General features: G+C 68.1%; 14 protein-coding genes. 6 read left to right on the forward strand and 8 right to left on the reverse strand.

Annotation, left to right across the window (positions count from 1 at the left end):
* Positions 1–6 precede the first annotated feature (6 nt).
* Positions 7–2,667 (forward strand): BatD family protein, encoded by a 2,661-nt coding sequence (locus GQ464_RS14045; RefSeq protein WP_166974298.1) that lies wholly within the window; start codon positions 7–9, stop codon positions 2,665–2,667.
* A gap of 67 nt (positions 2,668–2,734) precedes the next feature.
* Positions 2,735–3,376, forward strand: coding sequence for a thymidine kinase (locus GQ464_RS14050; RefSeq protein ID WP_166974295.1), 642 nt, complete (start codon positions 2,735–2,737; stop codon positions 3,374–3,376).
* Between the two features lie 67 nt (positions 3,377–3,443).
* Here the strand turns inward: GQ464_RS14050 and GQ464_RS14055 are convergent, their stop codons facing one another.
* Genes GQ464_RS14055 through frdA form a run of 5 tightly spaced genes read right to left on the reverse strand, consistent with a single transcriptional unit; the run spans position 3,444 to position 7,358 of the window.
* Positions 3,444–3,944: a hypothetical protein gene (locus tag GQ464_RS14055; RefSeq protein ID WP_166974292.1), complete on the reverse strand. Its 501-nt coding sequence runs from the start codon at positions 3,942–3,944 to the stop codon at positions 3,444–3,446.
* A gap of 34 nt (positions 3,945–3,978) precedes the next feature.
* On the reverse strand, positions 3,979–4,326 hold the full coding sequence (gene frdD, locus GQ464_RS14060) for a fumarate reductase subunit FrdD (RefSeq protein WP_166974290.1): 348 nt from the start codon (positions 4,324–4,326) through the stop codon (positions 3,979–3,981).
* Positions 4,327–4,341: 15 nt separating this feature from the next.
* Complete coding sequence (locus GQ464_RS14065) at positions 4,342–4,758, reverse strand: fumarate reductase subunit C (protein ID WP_166974288.1); 417 nt, start codon at positions 4,756–4,758, stop codon at positions 4,342–4,344.
* A gap of 57 nt (positions 4,759–4,815) precedes the next feature.
* On the reverse strand, positions 4,816–5,565 hold the full coding sequence (locus tag GQ464_RS14070; RefSeq protein ID WP_166974285.1) for a succinate dehydrogenase/fumarate reductase iron-sulfur subunit: 750 nt from the start codon (positions 5,563–5,565) through the stop codon (positions 4,816–4,818).
* Positions 5,566–5,603: 38 nt separating this feature from the next.
* Entirely contained in the window at positions 5,604–7,358 is a 1,755-nt protein-coding gene (frdA, locus tag GQ464_RS14075; protein WP_166974282.1) for a fumarate reductase (quinol) flavoprotein subunit, read from the reverse strand.
* A gap of 300 nt (positions 7,359–7,658) precedes the next feature.
* Here frdA and GQ464_RS14080 point away from each other — a divergent pair, with 300 nt between their 5' ends.
* The 4 genes from GQ464_RS14080 to GQ464_RS14095 all read left to right on the forward strand — a co-directional run bounded on the left by GQ464_RS14080 (position 7,659) and on the right by GQ464_RS14095 (position 11,850).
* Positions 7,659–8,378 carry a succinate dehydrogenase cytochrome b subunit gene (locus tag GQ464_RS14080; RefSeq protein ID WP_166974279.1) on the forward strand — a complete coding sequence of 240 codons (720 nt, stop codon included), beginning with the start codon at positions 7,659–7,661 and terminating at the stop codon, positions 8,376–8,378.
* Entirely contained in the window at positions 8,375–10,318 is a 1,944-nt protein-coding gene (locus GQ464_RS14085) for a fumarate reductase/succinate dehydrogenase flavoprotein subunit (RefSeq protein ID WP_166974276.1), read from the forward strand. The genes GQ464_RS14080 and GQ464_RS14085 overlap by 4 nt, the downstream gene beginning before the upstream one ends.
* A gap of 154 nt (positions 10,319–10,472) precedes the next feature.
* Positions 10,473–11,213 carry a succinate dehydrogenase/fumarate reductase iron-sulfur subunit gene (locus GQ464_RS14090; protein ID WP_166974579.1) on the forward strand — a complete coding sequence of 247 codons (741 nt, stop codon included), beginning with the start codon at positions 10,473–10,475 and terminating at the stop codon, positions 11,211–11,213.
* 175 nt (positions 11,214–11,388) lie between these two features.
* Positions 11,389–11,850 (forward strand): thermonuclease family protein, encoded by a 462-nt coding sequence (locus tag GQ464_RS14095; RefSeq protein WP_166974271.1) that lies wholly within the window; start codon positions 11,389–11,391, stop codon positions 11,848–11,850.
* Positions 11,851–11,853: 3 nt separating this feature from the next.
* Here the strand turns inward: GQ464_RS14095 and GQ464_RS14100 are convergent, their stop codons facing one another.
* From GQ464_RS14100 to atpD, 3 genes are all read right to left on the reverse strand, one after another.
* Positions 11,854–13,065, reverse strand: a complete 1,212-nt coding sequence (locus GQ464_RS14100) for an alanine racemase (RefSeq protein ID WP_228350311.1) — start codon at positions 13,063–13,065, stop codon at positions 11,854–11,856.
* Between the two features lie 234 nt (positions 13,066–13,299).
* Positions 13,300–13,725: a F0F1 ATP synthase subunit epsilon gene (locus tag GQ464_RS14105; RefSeq protein WP_166974268.1), complete on the reverse strand. Its 426-nt coding sequence runs from the start codon at positions 13,723–13,725 to the stop codon at positions 13,300–13,302.
* Positions 13,726–13,781: 56 nt separating this feature from the next.
* Positions 13,782–15,278 (reverse strand): F0F1 ATP synthase subunit beta, encoded by a 1,497-nt coding sequence (gene atpD / locus GQ464_RS14110; RefSeq protein ID WP_166974265.1) that lies wholly within the window; start codon positions 15,276–15,278, stop codon positions 13,782–13,784.
* Between the last annotated feature and the right edge of the window lie 253 nt (positions 15,279–15,531).

The following is a 15,531-nucleotide window of genomic DNA, read 5'->3' on the forward strand; positions in this document are numbered from 1 at the left end:
ACAGCGATGAGAAGACTGTGCGGCGCCCTTTCGTGCGGGTCCGTGCTGGTCCTGTGGATCGTGCTCGGGGTGGCAGCGCAGGCCCAGCCGGTCGTCTCCGCCTCCGTCAGTGAGACGACCATCGGGACGGAGGAGCGGCTGGTCTACACCGTCGAAGTGAAGGGCGGGCAGCTGGGGCGGGTCGAGCCGCCGGAGCCGCCCGAGACCCGCGGGCTCGTGCTCGTGCAGCAGTTCCCGAGCACCTCGCGCAGCATCTCCCTGGTGGGCGGGCAGATGGAACAGCGCATCAGCTTTCAGTGGACGTATCAGCCGGTGCGCGAGGGCACGGCACAGATCCTGCCGGCCCGCGTCAAGATCGGCGATGCCGTCTACCAGACCGAGGCCATCACGGTGACGGTCGTGCCCCAGGCGCAGCGTCCGGCCCGCCCACGCCGCGACCCGTTCGCACGCCTGCTCGACCCCTTTGCCGCACCCCCGGACGAGCCGCCGGCCGAAGAACCGGCGCCGGAGGACCTGTTCATCCGCGTCATCCCCAGCCGGCAGCAGGCCTATCAGAACGAGCAGGTCACCGTCGAATACCAGCTCTTCTTCCGCGAAGGCGTCCAGCTTCGCCAGAGCCGGCTCGCCGACTCGTGGGACGCCGAAGGGTTCTGGCGGGAGGAGTTCGAGGTGGACACCCGGCCCATCCCGCGCTCGGTCGTCGAAAACGGGTTGCGTTACCACATGATCGTGCTCAAGCGGGCCGCCGTCTTTCCCACGCGCACGGGGGAGCTGCGGATCGACCCGCTGCGCATCGAGACGGAGGCGATCCTGCCCTCGGCTTCGCGTGATCCCTTCGAACGCTTTTTCAGCCGAACCCGCGGTTTCCGAACCGTGGAGGTGGCCTCGGCCCCGCTGGTCATCACGGCACGGCCGCTGCCGGACGGGGCCCCGCCCGCTTTCCGGGGGGCGGTCGGGCAGTTCGAGATGCGCACCACGGTGGACCGGGCCGAGGTGGATCTCGGCGGCTCCGTGCAGCTCCGCGTCACCCTTTCCGGTACCGGCAACCTGGCGACGCTGGCGCCGCCGGTCTTCAATCCGCCGGGCGTCTTTGAGGTGTACGATCCACAGGTCGATCTCACCATCGACCGGAGCGGTCGTCACATTCGCGGAACGAAGACCTTCACCTATGTGCTGGTGCCGCGGTCGAACGGCACCTTCGAACTGCCGCCGGTGACCTTTGCCTTCTTCGATCCCGAGCAGGGGCAGTATCGGACGCTGCGTTCGGCCCCGCATCCCCTCCACGTGCGGGGGACAATGCCCCGTGCCGCCCCGGCGACGGCCACCTCCGCCGGGCTGCCCGTGGACGACATCGCCGGCCCGCTGGTCCGGGCGGACGGGTGGGTGAAGACGGGCCGCACGCCCCTGCACCGCCAGCACTGGCCCTACCTGCTGCTCGTGTTGCCGGCGCTGGCGCTCGCCGGCCTGGCGGCCTACCGGCGGTACGTGACCCGCCTGGCAACCGACGTGGCCTATGCCCGCCGACGCCGGGCCCATCCCGTGGCCCGACGCCATCTGAAACAGGCCGCCGCCCTGCTCGAGGCGTGTACCCGCGGCAACGAGGCCGAAGCCCGCGCCTTCTATGCCGAGCTGGATCGGGCCGTGCGCGGCTTCGTCGGCAACCGCTTGAACGTCGCCGAGGCGGGCCTGACACGCGCCCAGCTCGACGAACGCCTCGCCGCTGCCGGGGTGGCACCCGCCTGCCGGGAGGACCTGCATCGCCTGCTCGATGCGTGCGACCACGCCCGCTTCGCCCCCGTTCCCTCCGATCGTGCGGCGATGGAGGAAGCCCTCGACCGGGCCGGACGGCTCATTGTCCTGCTCGACGAGCAACTCGACCGGCCGCCCGCCCCGGCCACACGACCGGGACCGCGGGTGCTTCTCATGATGGCCGCGCTCGTGCTGTTCGGTGCTGCCCGCGCCCCGGCTCAGGTGACCGAGGCGGTACGGCACTTCGACGCGGGCAACCGCCTGTACGCCGAAGGCGACTACCGCGGTGCCCTCGAAGCCTACGAGCGTGCCCTGGCCACCGGCTTCGCCAGCGGCGCGCTTTACCTGAACCTGGGCAATGCGTATTATCGGCTCGACGAACTCGGCCAGGCTATCCGGTATTACGAGAAGGCCCGGCGGCTGCTGCCCGAAAGCCGGGAGGTGAGCCACAACCTGCGCATCACCCGCAGCCGTGCCGTCGATCAGTTCTCGCAGGTGCCGGTACCGTTCTGGCGGGGGTGGTGGCAGAAGGCCGTCGCCGCCCTCGGGGCCCGCGGCTTCTTTCTGGTCGGGCTGTCCGGCTACCTGACGGCTCTCGGCCTGGCCGGCCTGCGGATCTGGCGAGCGCGGCCGCACGCCTGGCACCGGCGGATGCTCACGCTGGCGGCCCTCGTGGGGGGCGTCGGGCTGGTTGCCGCCTTCGGCGCGTCCGTTGCCGAGGAGGGCGGGCGAAGGGCGGTCGTCGTCGTCGAGCAGGTCGAGTTGCGGACCCGGCCCGGCGAAACGGGGGAGGCCGCACTCACCGTACACGAGGGGCTCGTCGTCGACGTCACCGGCGAGGACGGCGGCTGGATCGCCGTGCGGCTGCCCAACGGCGTCACCGGCTGGCTGCGTGCCGGCACCCTCGGGGAGATCTGAGGAAGCCTCCGGGTGCCGCCTCAGGACCTGTTTTCCCCGCCTACAAACCCACAACGCACAGGCAGGCATGGTGGAACCACACGTCTTTCACCGGGACAAAAAGCCGGGCTGGATCGAGGTGATCTGCGGGTCGATGTTCAGCGGAAAAACCGAGGAACTGATTCGGCGCCTGCGGCGGGCCCGGATCGCCCGGCAGCGCGTCGAGATCTTCAAACCGGCGCTCGACAACCGCTTTGCCGCCGATGCGGTCGTTTCCCACGACGAAAACGCCATCCCCTCGACCCCCGTCGACGCCGCGGCTCAGATCCTCCTGTTTGCCGGGCGGGCAGACGTGGTCGGCATCGACGAGGCGCAGTTCTTCGACCTGACGCTGGTGGAGGTGTGCGAACGGCTTGCCCGCGACGGCCGGCGGGTGATCGTGGCCGGGCTGGATCAGGACTACCTCGGCCGGCCCTTCGAACCGATTCCCCAGCTCATGGCCGTGGCCGAGTACGTGACGAAATTGCATGCGGTATGCGTCGTCTGTGGTGCACCGGCCAATCATTCACAGCGACTCGTCCGTGAGGGGGGGCGGGTGCTGCTCGGCGCCAAGGAAACCTATGAACCCCGCTGCCGCCGCTGCTTCGATCCTCCGGATGACGAGCCCGCCCCTGCTCCCCGAGATCTGGAGGCAGTGCCGGCCACGCCTCCGGACCTGCGCGGTGAGTAGCCCGGGGAGAGGGCGGCACGAACGGTCCGGAGCCGCGGGTCGCCCGGACACGCGACGGCGGTTGTGTTCATTCCAGCATTGCCGGGCGGGGGTATTCGGGCTCGGGACGGACCTCCGGGTGGCGCATGATGATGCGGGCGCAGGTGTTCCACCGCAGGATGGCGTCGTCGTTGCCTTCGGGGCTGAGCGGTTCGGCTGCCTCGTAGCGTTCCATGGCCTGCCGGAACCACGCGTAGGCCAGGTGCCCGGCACCGGGGGTGCCCTGCCGGAGGTGGGCCTTGGCCCGCCGCTCGCAGATGAGGCCGTCGTAGTAGGCCCGGTGGTAGGGGTCTTTCAGGCGTGGCAGCAGGGCGCAGGCGCGCTGGAACGGCTCGCTCAACGTCCGTTCGAACTGGTCGGTCAGGGCCAGCAGCAGCGTGATGAGGGCGTCCTGGTGCCCGGGTTCCACTTCCAGGATGTCCAGGCAGATGCTTTCGGCCTGCATCGGCTCGTTGAGCAGGCGGTAGTGGCGGGCTTTTTCCAGCGCCGCCGGGATGCTTTCTCTGCGGATGGGTTTGAGTTCGAACATGGTACGCCTCCGTGGGGTTGGGGCAGTTCTCGGCTCAGAGCTGCCAGAGCAGGATGCCGGCCAGGAGAGAGCCGGCGAGGGCACCACCGTAGCAGAAGGCCAGAATGAGCGTCTCCAGGTGTTTGAGCTGGAGGCCGTCGTAGAGGGTGAAGCGGAAACGGTGCGCCCAGTGAAGCAGGGAAAAGGTGATCAGGACGAAGAGAAACAGCCGGGCCGGGAGGGAGGCGATCCGTGCCCGCAGCGCCTCGTAGCCGGGTGCTTCGACCCAGCCCAGCGGGATAGCCAGGCCGAACAGAAGGAGCAGAACCGGCAGGCACAGCGCCGACAGGGTGCCGCCGGCGCTAAAGAACGTCCACCAGAACGGATCGCGCGTTTTCTTCATGACGGCGGTTGCGGCTTAAGTTGCCAGAAGGAGGCCGGCCAGTCCCGCCGAGACGACGACCCAGGCCGCGTAATTCAATCCGCGCACGGCGGCATCCGGAATGCGCCGTCCTCCGGCGTGAAGGACCAGGGCGCGGGGGGCCAGGTTGAACCAGGTGAGGCTGTGGAAGAGCAGCATCAGCACCGTCACCGCATTCAGGATGAGGGCGACCGGTGTTTGCAGCCAGGCCAGGAAGGCCGCGTAGGCCGCCGGCCCCTGTCCCAGCGCTCGCACCAGGAACAGCAGCTCGAGCGCGCCGAAGGCCACGAACACGCTGGTCAGTTCCCGCGTGATGAAACGGATGTGGGCGGCCCGGTGCACCCACCAGAAGATCGGCATGCGGCGCTGGTAGAGCCGGGGCTGGTATCGGCGGTATCGCGGCCGGTGCGACATGGCAGGACGTCTTTTCGTGTTGCGTTTTTCCCTGAAGCCGTTCTCTCTTCCGCACGGCTATGTGCCGCGCTGCCAGGGGAGCAGGAAGTGCTTCCACCAGGCCACGGCGGCGGTAAGCTTGTACCGCTGTATGGCACCGGCCGGGTCGACGCCTTTCGGGCATACCGTAGAGCATTCCCCCACGAACGTGCATTCCCAGATGCCGTCGTCCTGCGAGAGCACGTCGGTCCGTTGCCGGAAGCCCTCGTCCCGGCTGTCCAGGTTGTAGCGCTGGGCCAGGGCGATGGCAGCCGGTCCGATGAACGTCGGTTCCAGCCCGTAGACCGGGCAGGCGGCGTAGCAGAGCAGGCAGTTGATGCACATGCTGTATGGTTTGTATTCGGCCAGCTGGGCGGGGGTCTGCAGGTATTCCCCTGCGCTCACGGGTTGCTCCTCGTGCCGGATGAGCCAGGGATGGACGCGGTTCAACTTCTCCATGAAATCCGTCATCAGGATGACGAGGTCGCGCACGACCGGGAAGTTTGCCAGGGGCTCGACGCGGATGGGGCCGGGACGATAGGAGGACAGGAAGGCGCCGCACGTGAGTACCGGCGTGCCGTTGACCATCATCCCACAGCTCCCGCAGACCCCCATCCGGCACGACCATCGGAAGGAGAGCGATCCGTCCAGCTCGTCCTTGATGTAGTTGAGCGCGTCCAGGATGACCCAGTCCTTCCGGCAGGGGACTTCGTACGCCTGAAAGGCCGGCGCTTCCTCGCGCTCGGGGCGGTAGCGAAAGATTTCCAGGGTGATGGTTTCTTCGGTCATGGCGTGCTGTTGTGGAGGGGTGGGTGCCGTGGGTGCGGCTATCGCCCGTAGACCCGTTCGCCCGGGGGCCAGCGGGTAATGACCACGTCCTTGTAGTCGATCCGGGGCGGGCCGTCGTTCGTGCGATAGGCCAGGGAGTGCTTGAGGAACCGCTCATCGTCGCGGCCGGGGTGGTCGGTACGCTGGTGGGCGCCCCGGCTTTCGGTGCGGGCCAGGGCGCTGTGTGCGATGGTCTCGGCCACGTCGAGCATGCCGTCGAGTTCGAGGGCGGCCACGAGTTCGGTGTTGAAGGTGAGGCTGCGGTCGTCGAGGCGGAGGTGGTTGAAGCGTGCGCGCAGCTCCGCCAGCTTCTCACAGGTCCGTTTCAGGTCATCGGCGTGGCGGTAGATGCCGGCGCCGGTTTCCATCGCCTCCTGCATCTCCCGGCGCAGCCGGGCCACCCGCTCCGTGCCGTCCTCCTTGCGGAGGAAAGCCCGGGTGAGCCGGGCCTGCTCGTCGACCCCCTGTTTTTCGAGGGCGACCACGTCGAGGTCCGGATGAGCAGCGGCGTAGGCGGCGGCCGCCCGTCCGGCGCGGGCGCCGAAGACCAGCAGCTCGGTCAGCGAGTTGGAGCCGAGCCGGTTGGCGCCGTTGATCGAGACGCAGGCGGTCTCCCCGGCGGCGAACAGGCCCGGGAGGGCGGTGGCGCCGTCGAGGTCGGTGTCGATTCCGCCCATGAAGTAGTGAACCACGGGCCGTACCGGGATCGGCTCGTCGACCGGGTCGATGCCGGCGTACTTGCGTGCCAGCTCGCGCACGAAGGGGATCTTTTCGTTGATCCGTTTTTCCCCGAGGTGGCGCAGGTCCAGCAGCACCACGTCGCCGTAGGGACCGGGGAGGGTACGGCCTTTTCGTTGTTCCTGGACGAAAGCCTGGCTGAGCCGGTCACGCGGGCCGAGTTCCATGCTCTTCTTGACCGGATGGCGCGGGTCGGTCACGTCCAGCGGGGTTCCCAGGTCGTAATCCTGGAGGTAACGATATCCGTCTTTGTTGACGAGGATGCCGCCTTCGCCGCGGGCGGCTTCGGTGATCAGGATACCGGTGCCGGGCAGGCCGGTGGGGTGGTACTGGACGAACTCCATGTCCTTCAGCGGAACGCCGGCGCGGTAGGCCAGGGCCATGCCATCGCCGGTTTTGATGGCCCCGTTCGTGGTGAAGGGGAAGACGCGCCCGGCGCCGCCGGTGCAGAGGATGGTGGCCCGGGCGGCCAGCACGTGCACCCGTCCCGTCTGCAACTCCAGGGCCGCCACGCCCTGGCACCGCCCGTCCTCGACCAGCAACCGGGTGACGAACCACTCGTCGTAGGGCGTGATGTTGTCGTACTTGAGCGAGGTCTGGAACAGGGTATGCAGCAGGTGGAAGCCCGTCTTGTCCGCGGCGAACCAGGTGCGCTCGATCTTCATGCCGCCGAAGGGCCGGACGGCCACCCGGCCGCCGGGTTCGCGACTCCAGGGGCATCCCCAGTGTTCGAGGCGCAACAGCTCCCGGGGCGCCTCCGCCACGAACAGTTCCACCGCGTCCTGATCGACGAGCCAGTCGCCCCCGGCGATGGTGTCCAGCGCGTGGGCCTCGAAGCTGTCGTGCTCCTTGATGACGGCCGCCGCGCCTCCTTCGGCGGAGACAGTGTGGCTGCGCATCGGATAGACCTTGCTCACCAGGGCCACGTCCAGCGACGGGTTGGCTTCGACCACCGCGATGGCCGCCCGCAGGCCGGCTCCACCTCCCCCGACGATGACCACGTCGTGTTCCGGCATAAGATGGTTCCTCCGGGCCTGCCCGCCGCATCGCCCCGGCAGCGGGATGAGAAGAAGAAGAATGGAAGAAAAAAGGATGGATGCATTATATCACATAAGGCCTTGTTTGTCAAAGGTGTGGCGTCGTTTTGTGGGTGCCGTCGTCCGCACTTCCGGGGTGGGATGGAGGGAAGGGGATGCAGGCGGCGGCGTGCACCGTGAAACGGGCGATCTTCACGCGCGTTTTGCCCCCCGGGGTGTCTTTCTTGGCCGCTTTGATTTACTTTACGGGCGGCTTTTTGGAAACCTGAACCGGGTGCCATGAACTCCTCGACCACGCGCCGATCCCTCTTTGCCTCGCCCGTCGGGAAGAAGATCCTGACGGGGCTCACCGGGCTGGGACTGACGGTGTTTGTCTTTTTCCACATGGCGGGCAACCTGACCCTGCTGTTCCGGGGTCGCGATGCGTACAATGCCTATTCGCACTTCCTGGTCAGCCTGGGGCCGCTGCTCTATGCGATCGAGCTGGGGCTGGCGGCGTTCTTCATCATCCATGCGGTGCTGGGCATCCGGATCTTCATCGGCAAACGCATGGCCCGGGGAGACGACTACTACCTGTACCGGAGTGCCGGGCGGCCCAGCCTGCAGTCGTTCAGCTCGCGCAGCATGATCTTCACCGGTGCCGTCCTGCTCGTCTTTCTGGTGATTCACCTGGCCTCGTTCAAGTTCGGCCCCGGTGGGCCGGGCCATGCCGACCCGAACTACGTCACCACGGTGGACGGCGTACAGATGCGCGACCTGGCGAAGCTCGTCATCGAGAAGTTCCAGAACCCGCTCTACGCCTTCGGCTACACGGCGGTGATGGTGCTGCTGGGCTTTCACCTGCGGCACGGCGTCTGGAGTGCCCTGCAATCGCTCGGGGCGATGAACCCCCGGCTGACGCCGCTCGTCTACGGCCTCGGCGGGTTGCTGGCCGTGCTGATCGCCGTCGGCTTCCTGGTCGTCCCCCTTTGGATCTACTTCGGAGGTGCCATCCGATGAACAAGGACGTGCTCGTTGCGGAAACGAAACGGCTCGATGCCCGCGTACCGGCCGGGCGGTTGCAGGAAAAGTGGGACAACTTCAAAAACACCTGCAAGCTGGTCAGCCCGGCCAACAAGCGCAGGCACACCATCCTGGTCGTCGGGACCGGGCTGGCCGGCGGTTCGGCGGCGGCGACGCTGGCCGAGCTGGGCTACAACGTCAAGAGCTTCTGCATCCAGGACTCCGCCCGGCGGGCCCATTCCATCGCCGCGCAGGGGGGCATCAACGCCGCCAAGAACTATCCCAACGACGGGGACACCATCTGGCGGCTCTTCTACGACACGATCAAGGGCGGGGACTACCGCTCGCGGGAGGCCAACGTCTACCGCCTGGCGCAGATCTCGAACCACATCATCGACCAGTGCGTGGCGCAGGGCGTGCCCTTCGCCCGTGAATACGGCGGCCTGCTGGCCAACCGCTCCTTCGGCGGGGCGCAGGTGTCGCGCACCTTCTACGCCCGCGGGCAGACCGGGCAGCAGCTCCTGCTCGGGGCGTACCAGGCCATGAGCCGGCAGATCCAGGCCGGCCGCATCCAGATGTACGCCCGGCACGAGATGCTCGACCTCGTCGTCATCGACGGGCAGGCCCGCGGCATCGTCACGCGCGACCTGGTCACCGGCGAGATCGAGCGGCACCTGGGCGACGCCGTCGTGCTGGCCACCGGCGGCTACGGCAACGTCTACTTCCTCTCGACCAACGCCAAGAACTCGAACGTGACGGCCGCCTGGCGCTGCTTCAAACGCGGGGCCTTCTTCGCCAACCCCTGCTTCACGCAGATCCACCCCACCTGCATCCCCGTCTCGGGCGACTACCAGTCCAAGCTGACGCTCATGAGCGAGAGCCTCCGCAACGACGGACGGGTGTGGGTGCCGAAGAAGAAAGGCGACAAGCGGCCGCCGAACGAGATCCCGGAGGATGAGCGCGACTATTACCTGGAACGCCGCTACCCCAGCTTCGGCAACCTCGTTCCCCGCGACGTGGCCTCGCGCAACGCCAAGTACGTCTGCGACGAGGGGCGCGGCGTCGGCGAGACGGGGCAGGCCGTCTACCTGGACTTCCGCGACGCCATCCGGCGGCTCGGCCGCGAGGTCATCGAGGAACGCTACGGTAACCTCTTCGAGATGTACGAGCGCATCACCGGGGAGAACCCGTACGAGACGCCCATGCGCATCTACCCGGCCGTGCACTACACCATGGGCGGCCTCTGGGTGGACTACGAGCTGATGAGCACCATCCCCGGCCTGTTCGTCCTCGGCGAGGCCAACTTCTCCGACCACGGCGCCAACCGCCTCGGCGCGAGCGCCCTCATGCAGGGCCTGGCCGACGGCTACTTCATCATCCCCTACACGCTGGGCAACTACCTGGCACAGACCGACCTCAAGCCGGTCACGACGGATCACGAGGCGTTCGCGGAGGCCGAGGACGCCGCCCGCCGGCGCCTGACGAAGCTGCTCTCGATCCGGGGCGAGAAGACGGTGCTCGAGTACCACCGCGAGCTCGGCAAGATCATGTGGGACTACGTCGGGATGTCGCGGACCCGGGAGGGACTGGAGCACGCCATCGAGGCCATCGCGCGGCTTCGCGACGAGTTCTGGGAGAACGTCCGCGTCCCGGGCGAAAACGAGATGTACAACAAGAACCTGGAATTTGCCGGGCGGGTGGCCGACTTCATGGAGCTGGGCCAGCTCATGGCCCTCGACGCGCTGCACCGCGAGGAGTCCTGCGGCGGCCACTTCCGGGAGGAGTACCAGACGCCCGACGGGGAGGCGCTCCGCCGCGACGACGAGTTCGCCTACGTGGCCGCCTGGGAGTACACCGGCGACATGGCCCGTCCCGTCCTCCACAAAGAGGACCTGGTGTTCGAGAACGTCAAACTGACCACGCGAAGCTACAAATAACGTTCGGTTTCCGGGCTGCCGGCCGGCGGTGCTTTTCGGGACGTGCGGCCGGTGGTCTGCCCGGTGGCGCGGTCAGGGGCACCGCCTCGCCGGCCGCGCGTCCAATCCGCAATCGGGAGAGCCGACAGCCAGAAGCGCTATGAGTGACAGCACGATGACCATCCACCTGAAGGTGTGGCGGCAGGCCGGGCCGGAGGCGCCGGGCCGGCTGGTCGACTACACGGTGCAGGTCAACCCGCACATGTCGTTCCTCGAGATGCTGGACGTGCTCAACGAGGAGCTGATCAAGCGGGGCGAAGAACCGGTCGAGTTCGATCACGATTGTCGTGAAGGCATCTGCGGTTCCTGTGGCATGGTCATCAACGGCATCGCCCACGGCCCGCAGCAACGTACGGCGGCCTGCCAGCTCCACATGCGCCATTTCCAGGACGGCGACACGATCGTCGTCGAGCCCTGGCGGGCGACGGCCTTCCCGGTCATCCGCGACCTGGTCGTCGACCGCAGCGCGTTCGACCGGATCATCGCCGCCGGCGGCTACGTCTCGGTCAACACCGGCTCGGCACCGGATGCCAACACGCTCCCGGTCCCGAAGGAGGATGCGGACCAGGCGTTCGACTACGCCACGTGTATCGGCTGCGGGGCCTGTGTGGCCGCATGCCCGAACGCCTCGGCCTCGCTCTTCACGGCGGCCAAGATCGCCCACCTGGCCCTGCTGCCGCAGGGCGCGCCCGAGCGCAAGCGCCGCGTCGTCGCCATGGTCGAGCAGATGCGCGCCGAAGGGTTCGGCGACTGCTCGAACCACGGCGAATGTGAGGCCGTCTGCCCCAAGGGCATCTCCATCTCGGCCATCGCCCTGATGCGGCGCGAATACCTGAAGGCCGTTCTTTCCTCGTAAAGCCACGCACCCGTGTAGCCGCGGGCTTCACCCCGGGCCTGCCGGTAGACGGAAGGCCGGCGTGCGTTCATGGGGCCGGCGTCGTATCTTGAACGACGTTGGGGCGCTGGTGCGGGTCCCTCCTTGCCTTTCAAAGGAACCTGTTGGCCGCGCAAGGTGGCCGGAGAGGACTGTCATGTCACGCCTTCCACGGGAGTTCGAGGTTCATCCGGCCGCCTATGAGGCCGTGAACGCGCGCGGCTTGCACCGGGCCGTCTGCCGCTACGTCGTCGACGGCGACACGGCGGACTTCTTCATCGACCTGGGCTGGCTCCAGTACGCCTATGTGTCCGTCCGCTTCTACGATGTGGACACGCCGGAGCTGCGCGGCACCTCGGGTGCCGAGCGGGAGGCGGCCTTCCGGGCGAAGGCGCGCGTGCAGGAACTCTTGCTCGACCGTCCCTGCCTGCTGAGGTCCTACAAGGACGCCACCACGTTCGGGCGCTTCGTGGCCACGATCTGGTTCGTCGTCCCGGACGACGACCCGCTCACCAGCCTGACCGGGTCCTTCAAGCTGGAGGCGGATGCCTCCCACACCTGGGTTTCCGTTGCCGAGGTGCTCAAGCACGAAGGGCTCATCAAGGCGGCCTTCGCCTGAGGGCTACCGCACCTGTCCCTGGGCGTCGACGGCCCACGTCGCGAGCACGTCTTCGCCGTCGACCAGGTAGAGCAGGGGCTGGGTGTTGACGACGACGCAGGCGTGGTTGGGGATGACGCGGAGGCGGTCGCCGACGCGGAGGGTGGCACCGCCGGGGACGCGCACCCAGGCGTGCTCTTCCGAGAGACCGGTGATGCGGGCGTGCGGCAGCGGGTCCATCGTGCGGGCGTTGTAGAGCGGGATGCCGTACCCCAGGGTGTGGTAGCCGACGTCCGAAGTGAAGACCTTTTTGCCGGCGTCGAGATAGAGCCGGTCCTGGCCGGTCGCATCGCGGTGCTTGCTGACGACGGTGGTGAGGACGGTCAGGGCGCAGGCGTCGAGGCCGGCCACGCCGAGACCCACCTGGATGGCATCGTGGAAGACGTAGTTGCCCGGCCGGATCTCGGTGATGCGGAAGCCCGCATGCGTGCGGTTTTCGAAGAAGCGGAGCGAGGGGGTGGAGCCGATGCTGAGCTCGAACGTGCCGGGGGTGACGCCCGGGATGCCGGCCTCGTGCAGGGCGGCGGCGAAGGCGAGCATCCGATCGCGTTCCTCCGCGCCGACGCGGCGGAGGGCGTCCTCGGCCGTCTCGTTTTCGCGGGGGCCGTGGTAGGCGTGCCCGGCGTGGGTGAGGAGGCCCGCCAGGCGAAGCCCCGGCAGGGCGGCGACCTCGCGCACGAAGCGGATGCTTTCGGGATGATCCCACCGGACGCCGCAGCGGCCATAGCCGACGTCGACCTCGACGAGCACCTCGGCACGGCGTCCGTGGGCTGCATAGAAGGCCGAGGCGGCCCGGGCGCCGTCGAGCGTGTCCACACAGAAGGAGATGCGGGCCCGTTCCATCAGGCGCAGCAGCCGGGCATGCTTCTCCTCGCCGACGACCGTATAGGCCAGGCGCACGTCGTCGAAGCCGGCACCCACGAACACCTCGGCCTCTCCCGGCTTGGCCACGGTGAGGCCCCGGGCGCCGAGGGCCGCCTGCCGCCGCGCCAGGGCCACGGACTTGTGGGTCTTGACATGGGGGCGAAGGGCCACCCCCTGTGCGTCGGCCAGCGCCTGCATCCGGGCCAGGTTACGTTCGAGCCGGCGGTGTTCGACGAGCACGCACGGCGTCGACAGGTCATCCAGCCGCAGGGCGGGCGTCGTCGCCGGTCGGGGTGCGGTCGTCGTCTGCATCCGTTCGGTCGGGGCCTTCGGGTGAACGGGAAGCCGGCAGGCCGTGTAACGCGGCGGTACGCAGGTACGCCGGCGCTTCGGGGGCGCGGGGACCGGCGTCCGGCGTTTCGGAGGACGGGGTGATCCGCCGTGAATGCCGGAAACGGGGCGGGGCTTTTGGAGGAGGCAAACGCAGGCGGCTGCCGGGGGTTTCTGAGCCGGCGGCCGCCGCGGGCGTGCCGGGTGCGGGTGGCGTCAGGAGGCCCGGGTGCCGACGCGGCCCATGGCGACGCGCAGGCGGTTGCGGGCCCGTTCGAGGGCCCGCTGGGCCCGGGCCCGGTCGATGTCCGAGCCGCCGGCCTGCAGGCGTTCGAGGGCCCGCTGTTCGGCCTCCCGGGCCCGCTCCACGTCGATGGCCGAAGCCGGTTCGGCCGTCTCGGCCAGCACCGTCACCGTGTTGTTGAGTACCTCGACGAACCCGCCGCTGGTGGCGAAGACGATCTCTTCGCCCGAGGGATCCACCACCACGAGGGGACCGATCTCGATGGCGGCGATCATCGGGGCATGGTTGTAGAGCACCTCGAAGGAGCCCTCCACGCCCGGCGCCTTCAGGGCCCGGGCTTCACCCCGGAAGACGCTTCCATCCGGCGAGACGATGTCGATGAAGAGTTTTCCTGGCATGACCGTTCGTCGTTTCCGGCTCCGGGGCAGTTCGACCGGCCGCCCCGGAGCGGGGCTCATTCGGCTTCGCGAAGCATGCGCTCGCCGTCCTCGATGACCTCCTCGATGACGCCCTTGTAGGCGAAGGCGCGTTCGGGCAGGTGGTCCAGCTCGCCGTCGAGGATCATGCGGAAGCCGCGGATGGTGTCCTCGATCTTGACGTATTTGCCCTCGAAGCCCGTGAACTGCTGAGCCACGAAGAAGGGCTGGCTCATGTAACGCTGGGCACGACGGGCGCGCTGCACCACGAGCTTGTCCTCGTCCGAGAGCTCGTCCATGCCGAGGATGGCGATGATGTCTTGCAGTTCTTTGTAGCGCTGCAGGAGCTGTTTGACGTCCTGGGCCGTCTGGTAGTGGTCTTCGCCGAGGATCTTGGGATCGAGGATGCGGCTGGTGGAGTCCAGCGGGTCGATGGCCGGATAGATGCCGAGCGAGGCGATCTGCCGGGAGAGCACGGTGGTGGCGTCGAGGTGGGCGAAGGTGGTGGCCGGGGCGGGGTCGGTCAGGTCGTCCGCGGGCACGTAGACGGCCTGGAACGAGGTGATGGCCCCGTTCTTCGTGGAGGTGATGCGTTCCTGCATCTCGCCCATCTCGGTGGCGAGGGTCGGCTGGTAGCCGACGGCGCTGGGCATCCGGCCCAGCAGGGCCGAAACCTCGGAGCCGGCCTGGGTGAAGCGGAAGATGTTGTCGATGAACAGCAGCACGTCGCGGCCGCCGAGGTCGCGGAAGTACTCGGCGATGGTGAGGCCGGAGAGGGCCACGCGGGCGCGGGCGCCCGGCGGCTCGTTCATCTGCCCGAAGACGAGGGCCAGGCGGCTTTCCTTGACGGCGTCCAGGTCCACCTTCGAGAGATCCCAGCCGCCTTCCTCCATGCTCTTCATGAAGGCCTCGCCATAGTTGACCACACCGCTTTCGAGCATTTCGCGGAGCAGGTCGTTGCCCTCACGGGTGCGCTCGCCCACGCCGGCGAAGACGGAGAGGCCCTCGTGGGCCTTGGCGATGTTGTTGATCAGCTCCATGATGAGCACCGTCTTGCCCACGCCGGCGCCGCCGAAGAGGCCGACCTTGCCGCCCCGTGCGATGGGCTGGATCAGGTCGATGACCTTGATGCCCGTCTCCAGCATCTCGACGCGGGTGGCCAGCTCCTCGAACGGAGGGGGTTCTGCGTGGATGGGGCGGAAGTCTTCGGCTTTCGGCTGCGGGAGCCCGTCGATGGCCTGGCCTACGACGTTGAACAACCGGCCCCGCACCTCCTGGCCGATCGGCATGGCGATGGGGCGGCCGGTGTTGCGCACGGCGGTGCCCCGGGTGAGGCCGTCGGTCGAGTCCATGGCGATGGTGCGAACCCGGTTCTCGCCGAGGTGCTGTTGCACTTCGAGCACGAGCTGGCTCCCGTCTTCACGGTCGATGACCAGGGCGTCGAGGATTTCCGGCACGGCGTCGGCGGGGAACTCGGCGTCCACCACGGCGCCAACGATCTGCACCACCTTGCCGGTTGTCTGCTTGGCTTCCATCAGCTGTTGAAGGCGTTATGTTCTGAACGATTGTCGCAGGGGGCGCTGCGGTCCGCGGTGAGCCGGTCAGGGAACGGCGATGCGGGAGCGCAGGGCGTCGGGCGGCCCGGCGGGCGGGCACGGCGGGAGACGGGTAAAAATAAAGCGCCTGCCGCCGAAATGCGCCCCCTCCAACGCCCGTAACCCGTCCCGGATCGCAAAGAAACCGGGAATTCCCCTCCGTTTTCGTGCGAAGCAGGCGGCCGGGCTGCCG

It is taken from the genome of Rhodocaloribacter litoris, from assembly GCF_011682235.2.
Taxonomy (GTDB): Bacteria; Bacteroidota; Rhodothermia; order Rhodothermales; family ISCAR-4553; genus Rhodocaloribacter; species Rhodocaloribacter litoris.